The sequence below is a fragment of the Pedobacter cryoconitis genome, assembly GCF_014200595.1.
In the GTDB taxonomy this organism is placed as follows: domain Bacteria; phylum Bacteroidota; class Bacteroidia; order Sphingobacteriales; family Sphingobacteriaceae; genus Pedobacter; species Pedobacter cryoconitis_C.
Genome location: NZ_JACHCG010000015.1, coordinates 1 through 1615, shown reverse-complemented (window position 1 = coordinate 1615; position 1615 = coordinate 1). Strand labels below are relative to the sequence as shown.

Sequence of the window (1615 nt, the reverse complement as noted above, 5' to 3'; positions counted from 1 at the left end):
TTGTCAAGCTTTTTCTTTTTTATTTTTAGAAAGTTTGAATTCCTTTCTGAAGCTTAACAACACTTCTACTTTACATCCTTTCAATCCTCAGCACTTATCTTTTTCTCTGTTTCCCTTCCTCCGAAGCGGGATGCAAAAGTAGGAAAATAAACCCACCTACCAAACAATAACGCACTAATAATTGTATACATTCCCTAACTGCATGGTTTACAACCATAAAAACTTTAAACTAAATATCACAGGAACTCATAAACCCCATTTTTAGCAGAAAAATCAACTAAAAATCAATATCATGTATTAGACTAAATTCCATGAATCTTCCCAATTCAGCCTATTAAGCACTATTTTTTTATCGAAAGATTAAGTAAACAGGAAGAATAATAATCAAAGCTAGTCATACAGCACAGCAGAAAATGCTAAAACGAGCAACGGGAATAAGATTATTATAAGTTAAAGCCAATAAAAGAATAGTATTGATACCCTGAGAGGAATAAATATTAGAGAAGAAATAGATAGTAATGGATTAACAGCTTATCAGATGATAACTATTTAGATAATGTCTTCAGCAGATCCCTGGCAGGAACAGATTTAGTATTTCCCTCCTTATCACCAATAACAAGTTCTTCATTATTTATAGCAGCTTCCTTAGCCAGCTTACGTAAAGCTTTTTTGAGACCAACCATTACCTTATCGGTAAAAGTGCCATCTTGAATTAAAGAATCAGGTCTTTCCATGATTTTGCTGTCTAATGATAGTATTCCAAAGTTCGCGATTAAATATTGTTTTTCCAAAGCTGTCAGACTTGGCAATTACCTCAGGTACCAGATCTATGTTGTTTACGATTGTCCATTCATCACATACTGGCATATACAGGTTATATAAATTATGAATACCCCGGTAATATCTGCGCTCTATTACATCCGAAGGAATGTGATGCCCTCCATTGCTCACCCGCTTAGCAACACGCTCTACGGTCAGATTTGGTGAGCTTAGCCAAAAGTACAGCAGACTAATCTTGTAATCCATCTGTTTTGCCTGTTTAACCAGGGCAACATAACTTCGGCTAGCCAATGTAGTTTCAAATCCAAAATCAATCCTGGCTGCCATTAATTCACGAATACGCCCGAGCATAATTCTACCTGCTTCAAAAGCTACGCTTTCAGGATTAAAAGGAGATAAACCGCATGCAATGTTATCAGCATTCACAAACTCCATACAATTTAAGATTTCTGGCAGGATGGTATTACTCGCAGTAGTTTTACCTGCACCATTGCAACCAGCTATAATATAAAGATTAGCCAAGGGATCCAGCCTTTCTATCGGAGAACTGAACAGATAATACCTGTCCCATCAAAAATGTCAATTGCATATTGCCCCGCACATAGAGGATTGATCGTTTCATCAAATTAAAGATAGAAATTATCTTTCTCAAAGTCCAGAAGTAGTATTGAAGTTTCTATTGATGCAGGATCCGATCAGTCCGGAAGTTCGAATCCCCCCACACTACAGGTTATAGATATCTGGTTATATCAGGACAGGGCTTATCCTGTTTAATAAAAAATGTCCTATAACAAGAAAAGCCTGTAGTTTCCTACAGGCTTTCTTTAAGATTTGG

General features: G+C 36.4%; 2 protein-coding genes. Both read right to left on the bottom strand.

What is annotated here, in order from left to right:
• Positions 1-545: 545 nt before the first annotated feature.
• The gene (locus HDE70_RS27095) at positions 546-734 is read right to left on the bottom strand and encodes a hypothetical protein (protein WP_183892404.1); all 189 of its coding nucleotides are present in this window, start codon (positions 732-734) and stop codon (positions 546-548) included.
• Positions 721-1302: an AAA family ATPase gene (locus HDE70_RS27090; RefSeq protein WP_183892403.1), complete on the bottom strand. Its 582-nt coding sequence runs from the start codon at positions 1300-1302 to the stop codon at positions 721-723. The genes HDE70_RS27095 and HDE70_RS27090 overlap by 14 nt, the downstream gene beginning before the upstream one ends.
• Positions 1303-1615: the final 313 nt, after the last annotated feature.

Coding starts and splice junctions, on each gene's coding strand:
- HDE70_RS27095 (WP_183892404.1), bottom strand. CDS start 734: ATGGAAAGACCTGATTCTTTAATTCAAGATGGCACTTTTACCGATAAG.